21 protein-coding genes and 1 pseudogene are annotated in these 22151 nt (G+C 38.0%); 8 read left to right on the top strand and 14 right to left on the bottom strand.

What is annotated here, in order from left to right:
- Positions 1 to 436: 436 nt before the first annotated feature.
- Positions 437 to 700, bottom strand: coding sequence for a metal-sensitive transcriptional regulator (locus tag V7161_RS24230; protein WP_289984615.1), 264 nt, complete (start codon positions 698 to 700; stop codon positions 437 to 439).
- 203 nt (positions 701 to 903) lie between these two features.
- Here V7161_RS24230 and V7161_RS24225 point away from each other — a divergent pair, with 203 nt between their 5' ends.
- Together V7161_RS24225 and V7161_RS24220 are read left to right on the top strand one after the other, a co-directional pair.
- A complete protein-coding gene (locus V7161_RS24225; RefSeq protein ID WP_335715377.1) occupies positions 904 to 1170 on the top strand; it encodes a ferritin-like domain-containing protein in 267 nt (88 codons plus the stop codon).
- A gap of 80 nt (positions 1171 to 1250) precedes the next feature.
- A complete protein-coding gene (locus V7161_RS24220) occupies positions 1251 to 1595 on the top strand; it encodes a spore coat protein (protein ID WP_335715379.1) in 345 nt (114 codons plus the stop codon).
- A 69-nt stretch (positions 1596 to 1664) separates the two neighbouring features.
- Here V7161_RS24220 and V7161_RS24215 read toward each other — a convergent pair.
- The 4 genes and pseudogenes from V7161_RS24215 to V7161_RS24200 form a co-directional block, all read right to left on the bottom strand.
- Positions 1665 to 4016: pseudogene (locus tag V7161_RS24215) on the bottom strand (cytochrome P450); the annotation flags it as partial.
- Positions 4017 to 4035: 19 nt separating this feature from the next.
- Positions 4036 to 4608 carry a TetR/AcrR family transcriptional regulator gene (locus tag V7161_RS24210; protein ID WP_335715378.1) on the bottom strand — a complete coding sequence of 191 codons (573 nt, stop codon included), beginning with the start codon at positions 4606 to 4608 and terminating at the stop codon, positions 4036 to 4038.
- 142 nt (positions 4609 to 4750) lie between these two features.
- On the bottom strand, positions 4751 to 5329 hold the full coding sequence (locus V7161_RS24205) for a GNAT family N-acetyltransferase (protein WP_335715376.1): 579 nt from the start codon (positions 5327 to 5329) through the stop codon (positions 4751 to 4753).
- 43 nt (positions 5330 to 5372) lie between these two features.
- A complete protein-coding gene (locus V7161_RS24200) occupies positions 5373 to 6176 on the bottom strand; it encodes an RDD family protein (protein ID WP_335715375.1) in 804 nt (267 codons plus the stop codon).
- Positions 6177 to 6289: 113 nt separating this feature from the next.
- Here V7161_RS24200 and V7161_RS24195 point away from each other — a divergent pair, with 113 nt between their 5' ends.
- Positions 6290 to 7270, top strand: a complete 981-nt coding sequence (locus tag V7161_RS24195) for a stage II sporulation protein M (protein ID WP_335715374.1) — start codon at positions 6290 to 6292, stop codon at positions 7268 to 7270.
- On the opposite strand, the gene V7161_RS24190 is transcribed toward V7161_RS24195, so the two are convergent.
- The 5 genes from V7161_RS24190 to V7161_RS24170 are packed head-to-tail and all read right to left on the bottom strand — an operon-like array spanning position 7248 to position 12206.
- Positions 7248 to 8606 carry a DUF58 domain-containing protein gene (locus tag V7161_RS24190; RefSeq protein WP_335715373.1) on the bottom strand — a complete coding sequence of 453 codons (1359 nt, stop codon included), beginning with the start codon at positions 8604 to 8606 and terminating at the stop codon, positions 7248 to 7250. The two genes, V7161_RS24195 and V7161_RS24190, sit on opposite strands and share 23 nt — an antisense overlap.
- Positions 8557 to 9486 carry an AAA family ATPase gene (locus V7161_RS24185; RefSeq protein WP_335715372.1) on the bottom strand — a complete coding sequence of 310 codons (930 nt, stop codon included), beginning with the start codon at positions 9484 to 9486 and terminating at the stop codon, positions 8557 to 8559. The genes V7161_RS24190 and V7161_RS24185 overlap by 50 nt, the downstream gene beginning before the upstream one ends.
- On the bottom strand, positions 9483 to 10610 hold the full coding sequence (locus V7161_RS24180; RefSeq protein WP_335715371.1) for a DUF4350 domain-containing protein: 1128 nt from the start codon (positions 10608 to 10610) through the stop codon (positions 9483 to 9485). Before V7161_RS24180 ends, V7161_RS24185 begins: the two co-directional genes overlap by 4 nt.
- On the bottom strand, positions 10607 to 11263 hold the full coding sequence (locus V7161_RS24175; RefSeq protein WP_335715370.1) for a DUF4129 domain-containing protein: 657 nt from the start codon (positions 11261 to 11263) through the stop codon (positions 10607 to 10609). The genes V7161_RS24180 and V7161_RS24175 overlap by 4 nt, the downstream gene beginning before the upstream one ends.
- Positions 11264 to 11291: 28 nt before the next feature.
- Entirely contained in the window at positions 11292 to 12206 is a 915-nt protein-coding gene (locus V7161_RS24170) for a hypothetical protein (RefSeq protein ID WP_335715369.1), read from the bottom strand.
- Positions 12207 to 12422: 216 nt separating this feature from the next.
- On the opposite strand from V7161_RS24170, the gene V7161_RS24165 reads away from it, so the two are divergent.
- Both V7161_RS24165 and V7161_RS24160 read left to right on the top strand, forming a co-directional pair.
- Complete coding sequence (locus V7161_RS24165) at positions 12423 to 13283, top strand: TetR/AcrR family transcriptional regulator (protein ID WP_335715368.1); 861 nt, start codon at positions 12423 to 12425, stop codon at positions 13281 to 13283.
- 111 nt (positions 13284 to 13394) lie between these two features.
- The gene (locus V7161_RS24160) at positions 13395 to 14999 is read left to right on the top strand and encodes an MDR family MFS transporter (RefSeq protein WP_335715367.1); all 1605 of its coding nucleotides are present in this window, start codon (positions 13395 to 13397) and stop codon (positions 14997 to 14999) included.
- Between the two features lie 62 nt (positions 15000 to 15061).
- On the opposite strand, the gene pepF is transcribed toward V7161_RS24160, so the two are convergent.
- Together pepF and trhO are read right to left on the bottom strand one after the other, a co-directional pair.
- A complete protein-coding gene (gene pepF, locus V7161_RS24155) occupies positions 15062 to 16849 on the bottom strand; it encodes an oligoendopeptidase F (protein WP_335715366.1) in 1788 nt (595 codons plus the stop codon).
- 171 nt (positions 16850 to 17020) lie between these two features.
- Positions 17021 to 17980 (bottom strand): oxygen-dependent tRNA uridine(34) hydroxylase TrhO, encoded by a 960-nt coding sequence (trhO, locus tag V7161_RS24150; RefSeq protein WP_335715365.1) that lies wholly within the window; start codon positions 17978 to 17980, stop codon positions 17021 to 17023.
- Between the two features lie 158 nt (positions 17981 to 18138).
- Between trhO and V7161_RS30460 the strand changes: the two genes are divergently transcribed.
- Positions 18139 to 18702, top strand: a complete 564-nt coding sequence (locus tag V7161_RS30460) for a CBO0543 family protein (protein ID WP_420491656.1) — start codon at positions 18139 to 18141, stop codon at positions 18700 to 18702.
- Positions 18703 to 18790: 88 nt separating this feature from the next.
- On the top strand, positions 18791 to 19966 hold the full coding sequence (locus V7161_RS24145) for a glycoside hydrolase family 18 protein (protein WP_335715364.1): 1176 nt from the start codon (positions 18791 to 18793) through the stop codon (positions 19964 to 19966).
- A gap of 38 nt (positions 19967 to 20004) precedes the next feature.
- Here the strand turns inward: V7161_RS24145 and V7161_RS24140 are convergent, their stop codons facing one another.
- Both V7161_RS24140 and V7161_RS24135 read right to left on the bottom strand, forming a co-directional pair.
- Positions 20005 to 20415, bottom strand: a complete 411-nt coding sequence (locus tag V7161_RS24140) for an acyl-CoA thioesterase (RefSeq protein ID WP_335715363.1) — start codon at positions 20413 to 20415, stop codon at positions 20005 to 20007.
- A gap of 1 nt (position 20416) precedes the next feature.
- Positions 20417 to 21577, bottom strand: a complete 1161-nt coding sequence (locus tag V7161_RS24135) for an iron-containing alcohol dehydrogenase (RefSeq protein WP_335715362.1) — start codon at positions 21575 to 21577, stop codon at positions 20417 to 20419.
- Positions 21578 to 21811: 234 nt separating this feature from the next.
- Between V7161_RS24135 and V7161_RS24130 the strand changes: the two genes are divergently transcribed.
- Positions 21812 to 22151: hypothetical protein (locus V7161_RS24130; RefSeq protein ID WP_335715361.1), on the top strand; the 340-nt coding region annotated here is incomplete at its 3' end.

Raw genomic sequence — 22151 nt, 5'->3', positions numbered from 1 at the left:
AAAAAATGAGTGTCAAATTTATATACAATTTGACACTCATTTTTTTGTGGATCACTGTTACTAATTAAACCCGAAGCACTTTAAATTGCCCGCCTCCGAATACGGAGTTAATATAGTCAATTTTAGCATTATCAAAATAGACCTTGTCCCTTTCATTGACTAAAAAATGAATTCCATCTTGTTCTGTGATTTCATCATTACCTAAAGCTGACTCCTCCAGAGTCAGACGAAGCTGTGGCCCCCCTCAGCCAATCCCCATGGCTAAGCGGATAAGCGGCTTTTTCCCTTCGTTAATAACATCTTGAACTTCATTTGTAATTTTTACAATCGCAGTATGTGTAATTTTAACCATGATTGTTCCTCCCTATGTCTTAAAAACATCGGGCAATTAATATTGGCACCGACTCTTCCTAACATTCCCTATATAAAGAATTGATTATCGACTTTTAACCAAAAGGTTTACGGCTTCTTTCACTAAATCTTCAGCACTCTTTCCATCAGACTCTTCAGCTTTACGAACACATTCGACTAAATTTGAACTTACAATTACACCAATGGTTCGGTCAATCGCTGTTCTAGCTGCAGATAATTGAGTAATAACCTCTTTACAGTCCTTATCTTCTTCCATTAATCGTAAAATTCCTCTTAATTGCCCTTCAATCCGTTTTACTCTATTTTTAACCTGATCATTGTAATCCATAGTAATGGCCTCCAGCTCCTGTTCCTTAATATTTAAAAAAAAGGAACAACATTGACATGCTTTATAATATACCCTAAAGGGTATGTTGTCAAACAATCCAAAAATGTTTTCATCCTAAAAGACTTTTACAGTATTATGTATAAACTTTCTTGCCGGTAACACATTATGTATAGAATTGAATCAAACTTGAAAGGAGTTTTACTATGCAGAACAATCAAGTACCTATTCCAAATCCACCGCCTGCAATCACCACAAAAGATCTATCTTATATAAAGGATGCTTTATCCTGGGAGCTTTTAGCTTTTAAGAAATTTCATTTTTTAGCACAAAATGCAACCGATCCCCAATTTAAGCAAGCGCTGGATAAAGCCGGACAAATGCATCAAAATCATTATCAACGTTTACTAACTCATCTACAGGTCGATAACAATTCGATATTAGCCAGCCTGCCTAAAACGCAGCAACAGTAATGGTATCCGAATTAATAACTATGGAGGTTCAGTGAATGCAAAATCAACAAATGCAAAATCAACAAATGCCAAATCAACAAATGCAAACTCAGCAGTCGCAAAACCCAAATCAAATTGCGAACCCGCAAACCGGACAATTACCGAAAGTAAAAGGCCCTGAGATGAACGACCGTGACTTCGTTAATGATGGGCTAAGCACATGCAAGTATTTAACGGACAGCTTAAACACTGCTGTACGTGAAGCTAGCCATGAGAAGCTGCATGCTGATTTACTTCAAATTCTGAACGAAACGCACCAAAGCTGTCGGGAGCTGTATTTATTAATGTTTCAAAATGGCTGGTATAAGCTTGAAGCAGAAGATCAGCAAAAAGTTGATCAAGCTTATCAGCAATTCAGCAATTACTCTTCACAATTTCCATATTAAGTCGCAAAGCCTGGTCAGTTAAACCAGGCTTTTGCAATTCTGTTAAGTTGTTATTCGGGGTAACTTATTCAAAGGCGGCAAGAGCGCCAAAAAACGTTCAAATGGCATTTCGCAAGCCTCATACTTTTCAAGGAGGTCAAGCATCGTAACTTGATTCTCGAAGATTTGTTTTTCATAAACACCCTCGCGCAGCAAAGCTTCCAATTCATATTTATGAGGAGGACAAACCGTATACGCTGCTAGTTCCAGGATTTGTTCGCGGCTCATGGCTGCCTCTAAATTAACATATTGGCTCAGAAGTTCTTGTAAACTTACAGGATAATTTAACGGCAAATGTGAAACTCCCATTCCATCGGTTGATATAACCACTTGTTCATCCCCATTTAATTGAAATCGTCGGAGAATGCGATTGATATTACTTTGTACGACATCGTACTTTTTAGATGAAAAAGAATCCTTTGAATTTCGAATAAACTGAACCTTCAATTCCTTTCCCTCCGCTTCTCCATGTTTATTGAGAGTTAAACCAAAAACCTTGCAAGCATCCTTCAATAATTGCGTTTTCCAGACTTCCACTTGTTTTTCAAATTCGCCGCTTGAATCCGCTTCTCCTCGAACCGAAAATCTTTCAGCCCCTTTACTCGCAAGCTTTTCATCTATTAATCTTGGTATATCCTGATAGGTACTAGCCCAGTTCCGGTCGCCGCATCCAAGCACTGCAAAACGAACTCCTGTTAATTCCCTTTCATTTATCTGATCCAGCCAATGAACAAATTTCCGTGCATTCCTTGGCGGTTTACCGTTATAAGAGGAAGTGACGATAATTACGGCCCCTTCTTTTGGTAAACTTCCTACGTGGTCGTCAAGGGGTGCTGCCTTGCTCTCAATTCCATGCAAGCAAGCATCTCCTGCCAGTTCGCGGGCAATCCGTTTTGCGGTCCCCATATTAGAACCATACAATACCAGTAATGGTCTATTATTAATCCCTGAGATGAAATAACTTTTTCTTTCACTCTGTCTTTCGCGCGTAGTCTTGTGCGGATTTTTAACTTCATTTTCACGTAAACGAACCTGTAATGTAAAATCATCCGGTTTCAACGTTAACGTCTGCTTCACTTTCAACTGATAGTTTCGATAATTAATCAGTTCAAAATGTTGCAAAATCATACCAAGAACCAAGCTTGCTTCATGGAGGGCAAACTGCATGCCAATGCAGGCTCGCTGTCCATTTCCAAAAGGTTTAAAGGCATGGTGTGGAATTTTATCAGGATCTTCAAACCGTTCTGGCCGGAATAGTTCTGCATCTACTCCCCAAGCTTCTTTATCCCGATGCAGCTGCGGCAGTAATATCGCTACCGTTTCATTTTTCTTAATTGGATATTCCCCACCAATCACCACATCCTCTTTTGCATAAAGGGCAAATTGCGGGGCTGTCGGATATAGCCGTAATGACTCATTTAAAATCATCCGAATATATTTAAGATTCAACACTTGCTCATAGGTTGGAATAGGGTCTGTCAGGATACGGTCCACCTCCTCATAGGCATTCTTAAGTGCTTCAGGGTTTTCTAACAACAAATTTAAGGCAAAAGATAATAATCCGCTCGTTGTTTCATGACCAGCAATTAAGAACGTAATAATCTGAAAGCGAATATTCTCATCATCAAGCTGCTCCCCTGTATCTGGATCTTTGGCATTCAGCATCCTTGCGAGCAAATCGGTTTCTCCTTGGTCCCCCTTTGCTTTTCTATCTGCAATAATCTGGTCCACCAAGGAAAACATCGTTCGGATATCCTCCTCAAACTGTTTTTTTGTTCGAAACATAAGTTTGTGCTGAATCGGAAGACGCGTACTCTGATGCATCGCCTCATCGAGGGCCCTGACCATACTGATGATAAAGGGATTATGGTTTTCACGATAAAAGCTGTTGAAACGATAGTTAAATCCGCATAGACCAATCGTATCCAGTGTAAGCCTTGTCATATCATCCGGGACATCAATACTCTCATTTGGATTAAGACGTGCCCATTTTTGAACCAGCTGCATGGCAATGTCAGTCATCATCGAATGGTAGCCTTTCATGGCTTGCTGACTAAATGAAGGAAGCAGTATATTATGAGCCTTTTTCCAATTAGGCTCCTTAGTCCTGCTGGTAAATAACCCATCATTTCCTAAGGAACGCAGATTATATAAAGCACCTGCAATACTCTTGTCAAAACGAGGGTTCTTACAAACCTCTTCAACCAATTTATGACCTGAAAGGAAGATAAGCGAAAAACCAAATGCCTCAAACCGAAAGATCGGTCCGTATTCATCAGCAAGTTTACAAAAAGACAGCGTCGGTGTATCTTTATCTATTAATGGTAAGTTACCAAGGGGACCAAAGGTTTTTGGCTGCGGAATTGCATTAAGATTTTCCATTTAAAACTCCTTTCCATCCTCACCAAGGATTCTTTTTTCCTAATATTCCGTATAAAACAAAATCAGCAATTTCATCCGCCATGTTTTCCACTGGTATTTTCTCTTCAATTAAGTCTGCCTGCATTTTTTCAAAATTAAGTATGGACCAAATGGCGCTCGTTATCCCAAGTTCATATAGAAGGGATTGTATTGGTGATAAATCATTGTTTGATATTTTTTCTAATAGATGTTTCAAATTTTGGTCATGACTATAAACCTGCTCCATAAACATTCTTGCCAGCTCCGGATGATTGGGAGACTCTCGGTAAAGAATATTGAAACTTTCGAGGTTGAGTCGAATCAAATCAATTCTTTCCTTGATTACATCTTTAACCTCCTCTAGGGTTGGATTGGTTTTAACATTTGTGGTATTCCAGATTGAAGGGGTGATACAGGCAAGAAAAATTTCCTTTTTGCTTTTAAAATGTTTGTAAAGAGCAGCTTCTGAAACACCAACGCGGCGAGCGATTTCTGCAGTTGTTGCTGCGTTATATCCGCGATCAGAAAATAATTCGCGAGCCTTAACAATTATTTTTTCTTTTGTATCCATCATGGTTGACACGTAGATCACTTCTTTCAGGTTAGTGAATACTTACTAACTAAATTTATATATTATTCAGAAAATTTAATCAAGGGATTAAAGACCTATTTTATTTAAAAAAACTGCCATTAAAAAGGCAGTTCAAGTACGGCATCTATACCAAATTATCTAATATATTTTCATTATGAGAATCTTCTTTAAATGTCAGAACCTCTTCAACAGGCTGATAGGACTCACCATAAAAGTATTGATCCTTATAGGTGTGAATCAAGTCATATGTTTTTTTCATCGCTTCAAAAATCATCTCTTCAGATTCATTGTTCGGCGCCCAATAGAGGATTTCCATTGCATTGATTTCATTGGTCGCCAGCGACCGCCTTCTGTACCCGATGGAATGGGCATGCTCAAAACCTTCCCGTTTATAATAACGCAGCCGCTTTTCCGTATCACTGTCTTCGTAGTTAACTGGCTCCACTTCAAGAATAATCGGCTTTCCCTTTTGTTTCATTTTTTCCATCAGTTTATGACCAAGTCCCTGGCCGCGGGCATTTTTTGATACAAAGAGGTAATCGATAAAAACAAAATTATCCAGTTCACCGTACATTAATACATGATTGGGTCCCTCATCCTTATGATAAATATCGGAACGCTCTTTTAGCAGGGTTTCCATATGTTCTTTTGATTTCATTTCCTCAACTGGAAAGTATTGATTCAATTTTTCATACCAATGCATAGGTTTACTCCTTTATGGAAATATTTCATAAAGGAAGTATGTGTTAAATTTCAAACTCCCATTCGTCTCTTAAGTTTAAATATAGGACCAATAGAATGTTTTCTAATTCCCCGTCATCCATCTCTTCCACACCTAAACCTATTTTCGTCAGTAAAATACCGGAAATCTGCTTTGTTAATGGATTTCTTTCCGATTCAGGTAATTGCTGAAACCGGCTGACGTATGTACTTATTAGCTTCCAATCCTTCATACTGAATGATTTTATCGCCCATTCGTCAATAGATAGCTCATTTTTGGATAAGCCTCTGTTTTCAATTTCTTTTTCTATGGGTGAAAGCTTCTTTTTCCGTTTCTCCTTGCGCTCGTGGACGACAATTGTGCCCGCAACGAGATCGCCAAGTCTTTTATGCTTTGAATGGAAAAATACCATGATTATGCCAAGTAAATAAGCTGTTGGCAAAGAATCAATGATCCGCATTAAATTACGGATAAAGCTTGAGAGCAAGGTGATGCTATGGCCATTTTCCTGAATGACTCTAATTCCCAATATCTTTTTCCCTATCGTCCTTCCGCCTGAAAAAAACTCAAAGGCAAAGAAATAGCCCCAATTAATGATAAACAAAGCAATGATCGTAAAGGCAATAGGGATTGTATTCTCTGCAAAAAATATCGGAAGAAAAGTTTCATTGTTCATGATAATTACTAAGATAATAATAATTACGGCGTTAACTGCCCATAAAATTAATTGATCAATTAAAAAAGCGGCTGCCCGGCTCCCTAGACCAGAAAGCTGAAACTGCAGTGATACATATTCAGGTGTTTTGATATCCATTTTGTCCTGATTCAAAAGAAGTCCCCCTAAAACAAGGATGATTTTTTCTATTTCTGTTCCTATTTTTCTACAAAATTACTATAATTAGGAATAGTAATCCAAGCCTGACTAAACAAGAAGGTGTCGAAATGAATCTAAAGCAATTTGTTAAAATGCATCGAGAAGATTGGAAACAGCTTGAACTGCTGATTTCAGCTTTAAGTAAAAGCAGAAAGTCCATTACCGGTGATAATATTACGCAATTTAATCGGCTTTACCAAAAAGCTGCCCAGAATTTATCGTACAGCCAGACCTACTTCCCGAATGATGAAGTAACGCAATATTTAAACGGACTTGTAGCTAAATCCCATAATCTTTTATATAAGGATCAAGTTTCAAGCTTTAAACAAATTCGTTATTTTTTCGGAACCAAATTTGTCGGCCTGTTTTTAGAACAATGGAAATTCGTTGTTGTTGCGATGTTTTTATTTACCATCGGTGCATTGGGGAGCTTTATTTCGGTCTATAATGATCCCCTCCATATTTATTCTCTAATTCCTGCCAATATCGCTCAAGGAATTGACCCTGAACAAGTTGGCAGCGATCGGGGTGCAGTCGATTCCTCCTTGATGTCAGCAAGTATCATGACGAATAACATCAAAGTCGCAATCTTCGCTTTTGCAGGAGGAATAACCTTTGGACTCTTAACCATTTACTTATTAGTCTACAATGGCATCCTTATTGGAGCGCTAGCTGCCCTATTCTGGCACCATGACAAATCCTATGATTTTTGGGCCTTTATTGTCCCCCATGGCATGATTGAGCTTACTGCCATTTTTATTGCCGGGGGCGCAGGGTTATTGATGGGCTACAAGCTCTTTGTCCCGGGGCAGCTTTCAAGAGGTTACCAATTAAAGAATCAAGCCAAGCGTTCCGTTCAGCTTCTGTTGGGAACAATTCCACTTTTTGTTATTGCAGGAGTGATTGAAGGTTTTATCACACCCGCCGCGATTTCACTAGAAGCAAAATACCTGGTCGCTTTCTTAACTGTTGTTGGCTTAATCCTTTATATCGTCATTGGCAAGCTAAGACTTCCGAAAACTAAAACTATAAAAGGTTTTGATTCATAATGTCAATATAATGGGAAACGGCCGTTATTGCTAATTTTTCTTCTTTGGCCTCGATCATTTGGAGGCCTTGTTTTTCCCATTTATTTTTCTCTCTTTTCTTAATCAGATTTTGCTGCTGAGCAATACTTTTTAGCATCGCTGTCTGTACATCGATTGGCTCCTCATTTATTCTTCGTTGTAATGACCGATCCTCAATTCCGATCATTAAAAAAAGATGTCGTTGTCTCATCTTCTTTAAATAGTTAAGGGCACTTTCTTCATGGAGAAAAGTGCGAACATCACTAAATAACAGGAGCAAACTTCGTTTCTTTTGGACCATTTCTAAATATTGAAGGACTGCAGCATAATTGGATTCTGCAGCATCTACTTTCAAGTTGTAAATTGCTTGCAGGATTGTCTGAAGGTGAGCCATCCCTTTTGCAGGCGGGACATAAACTTTTATTTCTTTTGAAAAGGCCAGCACAGACACATAATCACCCTTTTGAAGGGCGGCCGCCGTACAGGTCATTGCCGCCTCAAGAGTTCTTTCTAAGCGGTTTCCTTTCTTCAATTCTGCACCCATCATTCTTCCGCAATCAATTAAGATCGTGATGTACTTGCCATGCTCCGGTTCATACTCATTTGTCATGACTTCATGCAGTTTCGCCGTTTGGCGCCAGTTAATTTTTCGCGGATCATCCCCGACTACATAGCTTCTTATTTTTGAAAAATCTCCAGCACCGCTTCGGATTCTGCGAATCTTTAGTCCTTGATGAAGCAAAAATTGCTGGGCATTTTCTAAATATTGCTTTGTCTCAGTTAAATCAGGAATAACCTTTATTGTATCGGCTAAATCCACTGTTACTTGCTTTTCCCACAATCCTAAAAGACTACGATAACGAAAATACAGCTTTTGAATCTCATATTTACCTCTTTCCTTTGCCATCGTTTCATAGAGAATCACTGAGGCAGATTCCTTAGGGATTGATCCAGCAAGCGGAAATCCCTGTTCAAAGGACTGTGGGAGTCCATCTATCAGGCGATAGGAAAAAGAATGCACTGATTCATTCCTTACATTAATTTTGAAGGAATAGTTAATCCCTCTTTCCATTTCCTCTGAAAGGGAACGACTAAAGAAAAGCTGACTTTTTCTGGGAGAAAATAAAAGATCGGAGAGACTTACCAAAAAAATAAATCCATTTACGAAAAAGACATATCCCCATGAAACACCCCAAACAGAGCCAAGCGTTAAGAAAAGAGAAAGAATCAAAAATAGGAGCAATAATCGTTTGGTCGGCAATATCCCTCTATCTTGGAACAGGAACCGAGCCCACAAGCTCTTCAATGATTTGGTCAACGGTTGCTCCCTCCAATTCCACATGCGGGGATAATAGAATCCGGTGTCTTAGGGCCGGTTTGGCCGTCATTTTAACATCATCCGGGGTTACATAATTTCTTCCATTTAGATAGGCCCAGGCTTGAGCGGCCTTTCCTATCGATATTCCAGCTCTTGTACTTGCCCCAAAGCGAATTGATTCTGAGTCTCTTGTTCTCCGGACAATTTGCATGATATAATCAATCACATTTTCACTTACTGTTACTTTCTCCATTTCTCTTCTAATTGAAACAAAAGTATCCATTTCCAGAACGTTAGTGATTAAAGTTTCATCAAAGCTTTTTTCAATGACTTGTTTTAGTACATCCTTCTCTTCTTCAAACGAAGGGAAGTCGATATGTAGTTTAAACAGAAAGCGATCCTGCTGTGCTTCTGGGAGCGGATACGTTCCTTCAAATTCAATTGGATTTTGTGTGGCTACGACAAAAAATACTTCCGGCAGTTGATAGGTTTCACCTTGAATAGTTACTTGCTTTTCCTCCATCGCCTCCAAAAGAGCTGCCTGGGTTTTTGCAGGAGTCCGGTTAATTTCATCCGCCAATAGAATATTTGTAAAAATAGGACCCTTTATGGTTTGAAACGTACTATCCTTCATATTGTATATCGTGCTTCCTGTGATATCACTAGGAAGTAAATCAGGGGTGAATTGGATTCGGGTAAAGCTGCCTCCAAGCAAACCTGCCAAAGTCCGAACCATTTGTGTTTTGCCAGTTCCAGGGACACCCTCAAGCAAGACATGTCCTCCTGCTAATATCGCAGATAAAAGGAGCTTTAGATTTAAACTTTGTCCTAATATCCTCTCCTCATATTTATCCAAAAAGGATGTTAATTCCGTTTTCATCCTGCCTCAACCTCTTTCCTCAATTGATCTAGCTTTTTTGACCAAAGCAAGTATTCCTGCTTGCTGATTCTTTCTTTTTCTAAAACTTGGGCCAATCCATTGATAAATGGCCAAATTTCACTAGTCGGTATTTGCTGCCGCTTTCGCTCTAAATAATTGGGCAGATCCTGCCATTTCCGGCTGTAAGGTATCCCCCATCGTTCTTGGAGAAGGAGTTTTACATAGTCTGCTTGAATGTAAATAGAATCATGATAGCGCCTGCCTTTAAGATACCAGGCTGTCATGGCACGAATTCCTTCATCACTAAAGCGGACAGTTTCCTCCCTTGGCATGAAAATCGGGCCAAACCGCTTTCCCTTCAACCATAGCCAAAGAATGATTATTAATGCTCCCTGAAGGAAAATAAGCAACAACCATTTTGGAAAGGCTGACAAAAACCCTTTGTCATTCCATTGGCCATGTATGTACTCATCTAACAAAATCGCGTTTGAATTTCCTTCCTTTATTAATAGAAGGATTTGAGACAAATTATCTAACTTTAAGATATTTTGGTTTGTCATCCACTCAGGTGTTACCGCAACAATTAATTGTCCCTTGCCAAGGGTCCGTTTTAACGCAATTGGCCCTAAATGATCATGAAGAAGAATTTTGTCTTGATTACTGGTTTTCAGGCGATGACTACTTTCCACTAATGATTTTACAACTCTATTTTCACTATTAAATATAGTGTTAGGAGCAGCATCCTTATTGGATACGGTTTTAACGCCAAACATCCCGTTTGGATTGTCCTTTAATAACAAAATCGTGTTTCCATCCCTCATAAAAGCGACGTATTTTTGCATTTCCTCTGTAGTAAGCTGAATAGACGGCTCGATCATAATAAGTAGTTTATTCTTTGCTGTCTGGGGCAGCATTTCTGGAGGCTTCCCCCAAATGGCAACATCCGTTTCTTTATTTAAGTATGTATAAATAGCCTTTACACCGGTGGGAGAGGGAGAATCCGTCACATATCTTGGAAAGGACTGTGGCTTAGGTGAAAAGGTGAAGAAACTTATAAGAATAAAAAGCATTAAAACCGAAATAAGCCAAAGCCAAGTTTTCCTGCTGGAATATTTATTTTTCAAAGGGTCTCCTCCCTCCCTGCTTCTTGATGCTCATCTTCGAGCAGCCAATTTCTAACGCCATTTTTAAATGGAAGGAACGCCTCTTTTTCGATCTTTTGTTCACCATAAGTAACCTCATCGAAAAAAGATGCAAGATTATAAAATTGATCAGCGCTTTCCCTATTGACTTTCCGAAGTTCATCATAATAATCCCAATTCGTTTTCCACATTCTTGCCTCAAGCCAACCCTTTTCATGGAAGTAAAGCAGTAAAGCTAAGAATAAATGGCGGGTTGCTAGTGTGTAATCTGCTAATGTTTCTTGCTGCTTTGCTTCTTGTAAGTGCTGCTGAAACGACCAATTTATTTCCTGTAGTGATTTGAGCGGTTTTTGCTCCCGATGCAATCGGTTTCTTCTGCTATTACGGATAAGGAAAAAAGCAACAACCGCTAAACCTATTATTACGATAATAATGATTGCAATTAGGATTGGTCCAGATAATCGACTGGCAGATTCGATAGAAGGAAACAAGTTTTCAAGCTTGTTGCTTATCCATTCTTTCGCCCTTTCCCACAATGTTTCCAGAAAGCCCATTGTTTGATTGTTGTAGACCTGGTATTCCTTCTTATTTAAAATATCTTTTAATGCATCTCGTGCCTTGTTAGCGTCCAGCAAAACCATCACCTAACTTTAAATCGGTTATTTATTTCATATAATAGTCTTCAATCATTTCTTTAAGATCATCAGCATCATGTCGAGTTTTTAAATCCAGATACATAACCGCATATCCGACAGTGAAAAACATAGTCGTAATGATCGTTATAAGGTTACTAATAATCGATAACAACACACTATTACCTAAAGAAAGTCCTAAACTTGCTTGTACTGCAAAACTTATACTAGAGATGATCAAGTAAAATACAATATAGAGCCCGAATAATGGCCAAGATCGTTTCTTGGTTAGCCTCCAGCTTCTTGAAAGGCCTGGCGATTGGCGATCAAGTATGACCGAAGCAAAATAAAAGCTCCAGCGGGTTATAAGTAATCCAATTACCAATGCAAAAGCAAAAAACAGCAATACCCCTGTAAGAATTCCAACTATCGGATGCCCTATCGCCGAAACGCCGAAGCCTGCCCCTGCAATTATAGCCACAGGGATTAGGATAATTCCAAATGTGATTAGGCCAAATAACAGCGAACTGCCCAGCATCGGCCAAAATCTTGAAAAAGCTTCTTTTATCACTAACCCTGATGAAAATTCTTCATTGTTCCTTATATGATTAACCGCAAAAAGGACTGCAGCTTCCGCTACGGGAAACAGAAGGAAACTTACAATTGCTATCACAATTACTCCTATATCTGCACTTATACTGCTGCTCTCGAAAGTTCCTGACTCTTCAAAGCTTGAAAGCATTTTTTCAAACCAATCACTTCCCGTCCCAACCTGTCTGAAAAAGCTAGTCCCCGACATAAGCTGAAGTATGGCTTGAATTAAATAAACAGGTCCCATTAATATAAGTAAAATCAGGAAAAACTCCTTAAAATGTTTTTTACATAAATTAAACGTGTGATCCAGAATTTCACCAAATCCTTTTGGTTTCGTAAATTTCGAATCCAAATCAAATTCCCCCTATCTAATAGATTATATTTAAGGTTTATTTTATCAGTATTCTGCAAGAAAAAGTGTAAAAAGTTATTAAAAAATGGAAAATTTGGGTGTTTTTGAGCAGTGCACTTTTTTTATGTTTGTTGACAAATGAGATCAATTCGAATAGCATTTTGACTATACAATAAGAAATTCTGACCGGACAGTCATTTTTTTGGAGGGTTTATTTTGCGGGAAAAGGAAAAAATTATTATTGAGGCGGGGATGAAGTTATTCGCCAGTAAAGGCTTTTCTTCAACCTCGATTCAAGAAATTGCAACAGAAAGCGGCATCTCTAAAGGGGCATTTTATTTACATTTTAAATCAAAAGATGAATTATTACTTGCTATTTTGGAGTATATATTTGAAACGGTTTATTCTAGTATCTCCATTTATGAACAACAAAATTTGTCGCCTCGGGATAAATTTATCAAACAATTATCTTCGCTCTTTGGTACTTTTATAGGGCATAAAGAGTTTATTATCATGCTTTCAAAGGAACAAGCCATTCCAAGGAATGAAAAAATTAAAGACCTTATGTTTAGCAAGCACTATGAGAATCATCTTCTTTTTCGCAAAGGAATTGTATCCATTTATGGAGAAGAAATTGAACCCTATACAGTTGATCTTGCCTTGATACTGGAAGGTTTATTTCAATCCTATATGAAATTGATGTTTTTTGAGCCGAACGGGTTCGATTTTGATGGTCTGACCCAATATTTAATGAGACGCTTAGATAGCATTGTGAAAGATATTACGTTGGAAAAACCATTCTTAACAGAAGATAAGCTTAAAAAGGTCCTAAAAAAATCAAAGAACCTTTTTGAAAATGTTGATATCCATAAAATTGTGCAAAAGATGAGAGAGGAATTAAGCCAACTAGAAAATAAAGAAGCATTAGAAATATCACTGGATGTTCTGGAAGAGGAAATTAAAAAAGATAGTCCACGAATTCCAGTAATCAAAGGTATGTTATTTAACTTTAAGGATGTTGATGCTTTTAAAGCATATACGAGGTCCATTGCGTCTTATTATGGTTTTGAGGATTAATCAAATCCATACTTTTTGATTTTTATTGACTGACCGGACATACGAGTGTATAATGACTCAGCGGTCAATAATTATTAAAACAAATAAACAATATGGATTGGAGACAGAAATATGGGGATACAAGAAAAAGGAATTAATACCCGATTAGTCATAACCGGTTTAATAATTGGTATGTTCTTTAGTGCCCTTGAGCAAACGATTGTCGGTACTGCCATGCCAACGATCATTGCTGAGTTAAATGGCTTCAAAATTTTTGCATGGGTAACAACTGCCTACATGATTACATCTACAACGATCGTACCAATTGTCGGTAAACTATCAGACATTTATGGCAGACGATCACTCTATTTACTCGGAACCATCATCTTTATTATTGGTTCGGGTCTATGTGCTACCGCAACCAATATGGAACAATTAGTCCTTTATCGTGGACTTCAGGGAATTGGCGGCGGAATGATTATGCCGCTTTCACAAACAATTATCGGTGATATCTTTACGGCTGAGCAGCGAGCAAAATGGCAAGGTATCTTTGGCGGTCTCTTTGGATTAAGCTCCGTTATTGGCCCGTTCCTTGGAGGACTGATTGTCGATCATATAAGCTGGCATTGGATTTTCCTTATTAATGTTCCTTTCGGCTTATTATCTGCATTATTAATCTTTGCCGGATTGAAAAATGAAAATGCTGCAGCGAAAAAAGAAAAAGTAAACATTGATTATTTAGGGATTATTACCCTGATTCCGGCAATTGTCTTGTTATTACTTGGATTAACCTTTGGCGGCGATAAATTTGCCTGGACATCTGCAAAATCCTTCCTGATTTTCGGAGGAGCGATTGTCCTATTTGTTATTTTTGGTTTTATTGAGAAAAAAGCAGTTGAACCTATTTTAGATTTATCTTTCTTTAAAAATCGTATTTTTGCCACAATGAATGGCTTAGGATTTTTATTAGGGCTTGGCATGTTTGGGGCGATTATGTTCGTACCTATGTATATGCAGGGAATTTTAGGGGTTTCACCTACTCAGGCAGGTTCTACGATGACTCCGATGATGATTGCTATGATTGCAGCAAGTATTATTGGCGGTCAATTATTGCTCAGATTTAGCTTCCGTTCGGTATTAACAGCGGGAATGCTGCTCGCCGGTCTTGGATTTTATTTGATGAGCACTATGGGATTAGATTCTAATGAGTTTACTGCGTATGCTTATATGGTCGTTCTTGGATTGGGTATGGGATTAGTAATGCCTACGTTGATGATTGCGATTCAAAACGAATTCCCAAAATCTCAGTTGGGTACAGTAACATCTGCATCGACCTTTTTCCGTTCCATCGGAGGTACGATTGGAATTACGATTTTAAACTCAGTCATGAACCATTCTCTTGAAACCAAAATGGCCGATGTAGCAAAAAGCACTGACAACCCTGTCGCCCATGGAGCGTTACAAACTCTTTCCGATAAAACAGATGCCTTGTTTGGTCTTTTAATCAATCCAGGATTATTAAAATTACCTGGTGATATACAAAAAATCGTCATTCATGGCATTGAAACAGCATGGTCTGAATCCTTTACGACAGTCTTTTTAACCGGACTAATTTTTATTGCAATTGGTGTATTGGTTGCCTTATCGGTCGGAAAAGGCCGTATTAAAAAGGATAATGAACTTAATCAGGAAAAGGAACAACAAGAAAAATCCTTCGGACAAGAAGCTACTGAATAAGATTAAAATGATAAATCAACATCCCTAACCCGCAGAATAATATCCTGCGGGTTAGTTTTTGTTTAAAGTTTTGAAAATTCATCCACTAATTCGCTAAATTTATTAAGAGAATTTTCGATTGGGATTGGTGTCGTAAGGTCTACCCCTGTCTTTTTCAATAATTCAAGCGGATAATCGGAGCTGCCACTTTTTAAGAAATCTAAATAGGAATGTAAGGTTTCCTTATCACCTTCTAGAATCCTTGTTGCTAAATGGATTGCAGAAGCAAATCCCGTCGCATATTTATAAACATAAAATGGACGATAAAAATGCGGAATTCTAGACCAGCCATATTTTACTTCATCATCAAAAACGATCTCTTCACCATTATATTCCCTAAACAAAGCCTCATAGGTTTGATTGAACACTTCAACATTTAATGGCACGCCGTTTTCCGCCATTTCATGAGTCTTTTTCTCAAATTCGGCAAACATGACTTGGGTAAAAAAGGTTCCTTTAAATTGATCAATAAAATGATTAACCAGGTGTTTTCGAACATTTGCATCCTTCTCAGTATTGAGCAAATAATTAATTAGTAAAACCTCATTTACGGTCGAAGCTACCTCCGCCACAAAAATACTATAGCCTGCGGTGATTTGCGGCTGGTGCTGAGAGCTTAGCTTACTATGGACACCATGACCGCATTCATGGACTAATGTAAATAAACTGTCCAAATCATCTTGATGATTAAGAAGAATATATGGATGAACACCGTATACGCCAAGATTGTACGCTCCGGAGCGTTTCCCCGGTGTTTCACGGACGTCGATGTATCTAGCATCCTTAAATTCGTGTAAGATACTCAAATAATCATCACCAAGTGGTGCTAATGCTCTACACATCGTTTTGTAGGCCTCTTCAAACGGGATTACCTGTTTTACTCCGCTGATGAGGGGGACACTCATATCATATTGCCGAAGGTCTTCTAAACCTAACTTTTCCTTGCGAATTTGATTATAGCGATGAAGTGGTGCGATATTGTTTTTTGTTGTCTGGATGAGATTTTCATAGACCTCTCTCGGGACTTTATCGCCAAATAGTCCTTTTTCCAGTGCAGAAGGATATTGGCGAATTTTCGATAAGGTCACATTATTCTTAATGGCTGCAGAAAGAGTTGCCGCAATGGAATTCTTTAATTGTACATATGGTTGGTAATATGCCTTATAGGCCTCCATCCGCTTATTGCGGTCCTCATCCTCGATTAATTTTGAATACAAGCCCCTTGTCAATTCAATCTTCTCACCGTTCTCAACAGTTACTTCGCCAAATTTGATATCTGCATTGTTTATCATGCCGAATGTATGGCTCGGAACTGAAAGCGCTTCACCCAATTGGGATAAGACTTCCTCCTGCTCCTTACTTAACACATGGGCTTTATAGCGGAACGATTCTAATAAATCCTCTTCAAAGTATTTTAGCCCCTCTTCTTCTTTTATATAAGTTTTTAAGGTTTCTTCTTCTAAGCTTAATAAGTAGGGCTTGAAAAAGGATGTTGATGCACTAACCTTTACACTCAGTTGTTTTGCTCGATCTAACAAGACTTGAGATTTGGTTTCCCTCGTATCCACATCAACATTTAACATCGAATAAGCGTATATCTTATTAAAAACAAACGATAATTCTTCACTTTGCTTCAAATACTGATATAAGGATTTCCCATCGGTTATCTTACCATCAGACCCCTTAAGTTCGGTTGCTATTTTTTCAATCAGCTGAAGATCATTTTCCCACTTATTTTCGTCTGCATATATATCTGTTAGATTCCATTTCTCATGAATAGGGACTTCTTTTCTTGTCGTGTATGTTGTCATTCGTAATGCTCCTTTTTCAATTACTTTTTCCTCAAATATTTTCCTTATGATAAATATATTCGAATCGATTCACCTAAATCCTTTAACATGGAGATAAAAATTTCCATTTTCAAAAGTAATAGCTGGTAAATAGAAAAAGCAGGCCATTAATATGACCTGCCTCATCCATTATTATATAGTTACTTCTTCACCAATTGCCTTCAGTCTTTCTGAAACTTCATCCTCGCTTAAACCATGCTGGGCGATATATCGATTCCTTGGGTGTACCCGGCATTCATGAGAGCAGCTACGTAAATGTTTATGTTCATTTTCCTCTGAGCAAAGGATTTTTCGATTACATTCTGGATTTGCGCAATTAACGTAACGTTCACATGGCTCGCCGGTGTAGTAATCTTGACCTACGACAACATGCTCTTTACGATTAACTGGGACGCTGATTCGCTCATCAAAAACATAAAGCTGGCCATCCCATAATTCCCCCTGTACTTCCGGGTCCTTTCCATAAGTGACGATGCCGCCTTCTAATTGTGAAACATCTTCAAAGCCTTCCTTTCGTAGCCAGCCAGAGAATTTTTCACATCGAATACCACCCGTACAATAGGTAAGAATCTTTTTACCTTCAAACTCGTGTTTATTTTCTCTAATCCATTGAGGTAAATCACGGAAGTTAAGAATGTCTGGTCTTACTGCACCTCTAAAATGACCTAAATCAAACTCATAATCATTTCGTGCATCAATGACGACTGTATCTTCCCTTTGCATCGCTTCGAAAAATTCCTTCGGTTTTAAATGCTTGCCTGTAAGAACATGCGGATCTACATCATCCTCTAACCGGAGAGTAACTAGCTCTGTTCTATGTCGAACACGTAATTTTTTGAAAGCATGCTCAGTAGCTTCATCTATTTTAAAAACAGTACCGGAAAAAAGTGGGTGCTCATCCATCCATTTCATATAAGCATCCGTTTGTTCAATGGTGCCTGACACCGTTCCATTAATTCCTTCCGATGCAATAATGATCCGACCCAATAACCCTAAATCCAGGCACACTTGGCGGTGTTCATTCGATGTTTCCTCTGGATTCTCGATTTGTACGTATTTATAATATAATAACACTCTATATTCTTGATTCATGTTTACCACCTTACATTTAAAAAACTTATTAAAAATCTAACAACCAATTTTAACAAAGTTTTACTTAACTTTCAACCAAACTGCCCCAAAGTGGATTATGAATAGGAAATCTTCATATTTTCTATTTAATTGTAAACTCTATCTATAGAAAAGCGAAAATGGCTGTTTCAATGGGGGATGTTATGTTACACACATTTGCATCTTATTTAAGACTAGGTATTCCCTTTTTATATCTCCTTGCTGCCTGGCGATTTGGAGATTGGAAAAATGGGAGAAAATATTATCCAACTATACTTTTTTTGATATGTGTGGACTTCGGTATGTCCAATTTCACCTATAAATATCCATTATGGACCTTTCAAAAATCATTAATGGTTCCCAATCATACCATTTCGGACTATTTAATTACCTTTTTTGGACTATCTCCTCTGGTCTTTATTTTTCTTTCAAAATACCCTTTTAAGTCAAGGATGATTTGGCAAATTGTGTATGGCGCATGTTGGGTCATTTTTTCCGTTGCCATGGAAAGCTTTTTTAATGCAGCCGGACTTATAACATACCATCATGGTTGGAATCTTTTGTGGTCCATTTTAGTTTGGGTTTTCATGTTCTTTGGCATACGAGTTCATTTTAGCAAACCTTTTTGGGCTTGGCTTCTTTGCTTCGCATGTGTTTTTTTTATTAAACTATACTTTCATATCCCAATCAAAAATATGAAGTAAACCTAAACAGGTCGATATTACCAACTCATTCTTCCCATTTTTTCTGTTACAATTTTTAAGGCAGGTGAAAAATAGGGAGGAATCCATATTGTTGAAAAAACGTAATCTCCTCCTTGGACTGGTAATTGCATTTACCTTTATTGGAGGAATTTTTACTGGAATATTATTCACTGGAGATAAGTCACAGTCAGACCAATCTAATAAGATTAAAATAGATAAAGCACCAAAGTCTTCCATAAAACCAATGGAAAAAGCACTGCCACAAGTAGATAAAACACAATCAAAAGTATTAATCGGGTATGTTCAGGATTACCGTGATCCAAATATAGTTGATTATTCTAAACTTACGCATGTAATATTTTCTTTCGCCCATCCAACAAAGGATGGCGGGATATTGCTAAATGGAGATACTCCATTAAAAAACCTTCGTACGATGGTAACAAAAGCAAAAAAACACAATACAAAGGTCATGATTGCAGTTGGCGGTTGGTTTCACATGAATGGCGGAGAATCATACCCGTATTTTAAAGCTGCTATCTCTAATCCTGTATCCAGAACAAAGCTAGTTAATGAGCTTACTAGTTTCGCAGACAGGGAAAATCTAGATGGAATAGATATCGATTTTGAGCATCCCCATTCAACAGCTGATGCTCAAAATTTAGCCGCTTTCGCCAAGGAGTTAAGCGAAAAGCTTCACCCCAAAAAGAAAGAATTGTCGATTGCCGTTTATGCTAAGATACATGCTATCACCTTGAAAGAAACAGGGTTTGTCAAATATGAGCCGACTATGTTCCAAAATGTTGACCATGTCAATATCATGGCCTATGACGGACAATGGGATGATGGGTACCATGCTGAGAATTTATCTCCATACCCATATGCAGAAAAGATTGTCGAGTATTGGGCAAATTATTTCGATCAGCAAAAATTATCAAAAGAAAAACTAGTGTTAGGCGTTCCCTTATATGCACAACCTGTAGATCCAAAAATCAAGCAAGTTTCCTATTCAGCCATTGTCAATCAAAATCCAGCTAATGCTGCCAACGACACAGTAAAAATGAATGGAACCACCTATTATTACAACGGTGATGTCACGATGAAAAAGAAAACCAAACTCGCCCTTGACCATGGTTTCGGTGGGATGATGCTTTGGGAAGCAGGATTAGATGCCCAAGGTCCGAAAAGTTTAACTGGATCGATTTATACCGCGATTAAAGATTCAAGCAAAGAACCTGTCAAATATTACACAGTGAAGAAAGATTAAAAGGCTGCCTCCTCATAACTGAGGGCAGCCATTTTTTGCTATTCCAAGACAACTGATTGATTATATAAATGTTTCTCTAATTCCATTCTAATATTTTCTGGAATTGGCTCTGATTTTTGCTTTTGGACATTAAAGTTTACATAAAGGGCAGTTCCTTTTGCACATACCCGTTTATTTTGGCAAATTTCTTCATATAGCTCTAAGCTCGAATTGCCAATTTTCTGCACCCACGTTTTAACTTCTACATTTTCACCAAAATAAATCTGGCTGAGATATTCAACATTCATTTTAATAATTATCATTCTCCAATTTTTAAATGAATGATCAGGAGTAAATAATTTAAAAAGGTGATTACGGCCTGCTTCGAACCAAACTGGTATCGTTGTATTATTAATGTGACCCACTCCATCGGTTTCAGAAACTCTTGGCTCAATAGTAGTTTTATACATGTTAAATCCCCGCCTTCACACCCTTAAATGCTTGAAGGTAAATTTGGAAAATATCCTGTTTTTCCAGAGTCCTCGGGCTTCGCGCAAGCAGTCTTGTTTGCTTTACAGCATCCTCTGTTAACATACCAAGTTTTGATTCTGGAATTCCATATTCCTTTAATGTTGAAGGTAAACCAACATCCTCTACTAATTTATAAAAAATCCGCAAACATTCTTCAGGTGTTCGTTCAGCCTCTTGTTTCGTTAAAATATTGCAGACAATATTCATCTTTTTTGAGCAGCTTGGCGCAATATAATTCATGACATATGGAAGTAATACGGCATTGGATTCTCCATGAGGTAATTTAAATTGGCTTCCTAACGGATAGGCCAGAGCATGGACACCAGCAACCCCTGCATTGAAAAAGGCTAACCCGGCTAAATAGCTGCCATAGCTCATCGCTGTTCTTGCTTCGGTATCTTCTCCGTTTTCAACGGCAATTTTCAATGAATTGCTAATAAGTCCGACAGCCTTCAATGCTAAGGAATCCGTTGCCTCATTGGCATTTACTGACAGGTACGCTTCAACGGCGTGGGTCAAAGCATCAATGCCAGTTGCTGCAGTTATTCGTGAAGGAACAGAAATGGTTAGTTGAGGATCAACGATGGCGAGATTGGCGAGTAAAAAATCATGGGTGACCACATCCTTTGTCCCCTTGAGCGATAAGACCGCAATATCGGTTACTTCACTACCTGTTCCTGACGTTGTTGGTATCAGTATTTTTGGGATACCCTTATGTACTAAGGATTTTGTTCCAGTCAAATTTAAATAATCCACAACCGTTCCTTCATTTTGCGAAATAACGGCAGCAAGCTTCGCTAGATCTAGTGCGCTTCCCCCTCCTAATCCAATCACACAATCAAATTCTCCCTGCCTCGTATACTCCACCAATTTTTCTGCACAATTTAAAGATGGCTCAGGTTCTACTTCTGTATATACATTAACAGCAAACTCTTCATTTAAGTGGGACATATATTGATCTACGAGACCGATTTTAACGAGTGTTCGATCGGTAACAATGAGAATTTTACCAACGTTCCAGTTTCGGAGTTCTGGTAATAGTTTTTTGATTGAACCTAAACCAATATGTGATCGCATCGGGAACCTTAATGTAGAAATCATTTCTTAACCTCCTTAGCAGTCTATTATTTGTATATTTCTACAACCCATTGATTATCCCTGCTTTTTGATTTTATGAAATATCCATCTGTTACCAGATGGCCAATAAGCAGTAAAATGACACCTATTTGTAATATATTTTGGTATTTGTCGAATAATTTTCCGAAGTTTTTGAAGGATTTTGTCGTATTACAAAGAAAAGAGTAATAGAGTTGCAAAAAAGGAGGAAAAGAAGAGATGAAGAAACTTCTAACATTACTATTTGGAGGCTTAATTGCGTTAACGTTGTTCGTTTCCACTGGGAATACTGCAAAAGCAGAAGGAATATTTTCAATACAATCTTCAATAACAGATGAACCTTGCCATTGTGAAGATGTAGTACAAATCCTTGGAGCTGAAAGAAATAAAATCGTCTCTGATATTTTGAAAAATGAAGAATATAAGGATGTTAAACATAATTTAAAAAAACAGGGATACAAGTTCGATGGTGCACATGTAATAGAAGTATATTATAATTACTTTTACGAACAAATGATTGTAGGCATTCCTGTTATTAATGAAATGGGTAATATAGAAA

This window comes from Neobacillus drentensis, from assembly GCF_036965425.1.
Classification (GTDB): Bacteria; Bacillota; Bacilli; order Bacillales; family Cytobacillaceae; genus Neobacillus; species Neobacillus drentensis_F.
The sequence above is the reverse complement of the archived record's forward strand: the minus strand, read 5'-3'. Positions and strand labels throughout refer to the sequence as shown.